Source organism: Streptomyces sp. OfavH-34-F (assembly GCF_022347745.1).
Lineage (GTDB): Bacteria > Actinomycetota > Actinomycetes > Streptomycetales > Streptomycetaceae > Streptomyces.
Genome location: NZ_JAKRGC010000570.1, coordinates 1 through 1,974, shown reverse-complemented (window position 1 = coordinate 1,974; position 1,974 = coordinate 1). Strand labels below are relative to the sequence as shown.

Annotated in this window: 1 protein-coding gene and 1 pseudogene; both read left to right on the top strand. The window is 78.0% G+C overall.

The features are described 5' to 3' along the window. Window positions 1-963 (top strand): NB-ARC domain-containing protein (locus MHW47_RS34990; RefSeq protein ID WP_239227850.1); only part of this gene is annotated, 963 nt, incomplete at its 5' end. Window positions 964-1,140: 177 nt separating this feature from the next. Beyond that, window positions 1,141-1,974 (top strand): annotated as a pseudogene (locus MHW47_RS34985) (hypothetical protein); the annotation flags it as partial.

The following is a 1,974-nucleotide window of genomic DNA, read 5'->3' as shown; positions in this document are numbered from 1 at the left end:
GCGTCCGGGCCCGCCGGCACGGCACCCGAGCGCGCCCCCGTGGCCGTGCTCTCCGGAGCGCCCGGCATCGGCAAGACCGCGCTCGCCCTGCACGTGGCGCACCTGGTGGCCGGGCACTTCCCGGGCGGCTGCCGCCTGTTGCCGCTGACCCGGCCCGACGGCACCCCGCGCCCCACGGAGGAGGCCGCCGCCGAACTCCGCGACACCGGGCAGGAGGAGTCCGGTTCCGGGCGCACGCTGCTGATCCTCGACGACGTCGTCCACCCGGACCAGGTGCGCCCGCTGCTCACCGCCCGCGCGGCCGGCGCCGCGATCATCACCAGCCGGATGGGGCTGGCCGCCCTCGTCGCCACGCACGGCGGCACCGTGCACCGGCTCGGCGCGCTCGGCCCCGAGGAGTCGCACGCCCTGCTCACCGCCGTGCTGGGCCGGGAACGCGTCGCCGCCGAGCCGGTGGCGGCGCGGCTGGTCGCCTCGGTGTGCGGGCACCACCCGCTCGCCCTGCGGATCGCCGCCGCCCGGCTCCTCACCCGGCCCCGCCTGGCGATCGCCGACTGCGCGGACTGGCTGCGGCGCGATCTGCCGGGCCGCCTCTCGCTGGCCGACGACCCCCGGATGTCCGTACCGCTGACCCTGGACGAGGCGGTGCGGCGGCTCCCTCCGGTGCTGGCCGAGGCGCATCTGCGGCTCGGGGAGGCGGCGGGCGGGCCGCTCACCGCGGAGCTGGCCGCCACCGTCCTCGGCATCCCGCCGGAAGCGGCCGAGGACGTGCTGGAACGGCTCCTCGACGCGGGCCTCCTGGAGGAGGAGCACCCCGGCGCGTTCCGGATGCACGAATTGCTGCGCGCGCACGCCCGGCGCGCCGCCGCCCTCTCCGTCCGGCCCGCCCCGGCCCTCCTGCGCCCGCCGCGGCGCGGGGAGACACCCCAGGCGGGCAGTACCTGCCCCACCGCCTTGCGGTGACCCCCCGTCACCGCGCCGCGGATGCCGCCCCGCGCGTCCGCCCGGACCGGCCGACCGGCCCCTGAGCCCCGGACCCGCACGCCGCACGCAGCACGCCGCACGCCCCCGTACAGCGGGCGGCGAGGCCCGTCCCCGTACCCGCTGTCCCGCTCCCAGAACAAGAGGTGTGACGCACGCATGGCAGCAACGCCGTACACAGAGACCGCCGGAACCCGGCCCCGCATCCGTCGTGACGTCCTGTTCACCGAGACGCCCGACGGGGTGATCTTCCACAACGCCGACGGAGGGTTCCGGCTCACCGCCAGATCCGGCTACCGGTTCGCCTCCCTCCTGGTGCCCCACCTGGACGGCAGCAGATCGGTCGAGGAGATCTGCCAGGGCTTCGGCGACCGGCAGAGGGCGATGGTCGGCGAACTCGTCAAGGCCCTCTACGCACGGGGCTTCGCCCGCCCGGTCCCGGACCCGGACCCGTCGGCCGGCCCGGGAACGGCCCCGGCCCCCGCCGCGCGCTTCGCCGAGCAGATCGCCTACATCGACCACTACGCGGACGACGCCGACGCCCGGTTCGCCCGCTACCGCGCCACGCGGGTCGCCGTCCTCGGCGACGGGCCGGTCGCCCGCTGGTGCGTGCTGTCGCTCGTCCGCAACGGCTGCGCCGCCATCGGCGTGGAGGCCGCCCTCGCCGACGGCTCCGGCACCACCACCGCCGAGGAGTTCGCCGAGATCCGCCGGGAGGCCGACCTGCTGGCCGGCCAGGACTGCCCCGTCGAGCTGTCCGTGCTCCCGGAGCGGCCCGGCGCCGGCTGGGCGGCGTACGACGGCTACGACGTCGTCGTCGCCGCGGCCGGCCCCCGGGTGCCGGAGACCGTGCTCGCGCTGCTGCGGGACGGGGTGCCCGAGGGGCGGACGCTGCTCCCGGCCTGGACGTTCTGGGGCCGGGCCGTCGTCGGGCCGGTCATGACCCCGGGGTCGGCGGCCTGCTGGGCCTGCGCCGCCCTGCGGCTGGGCGCG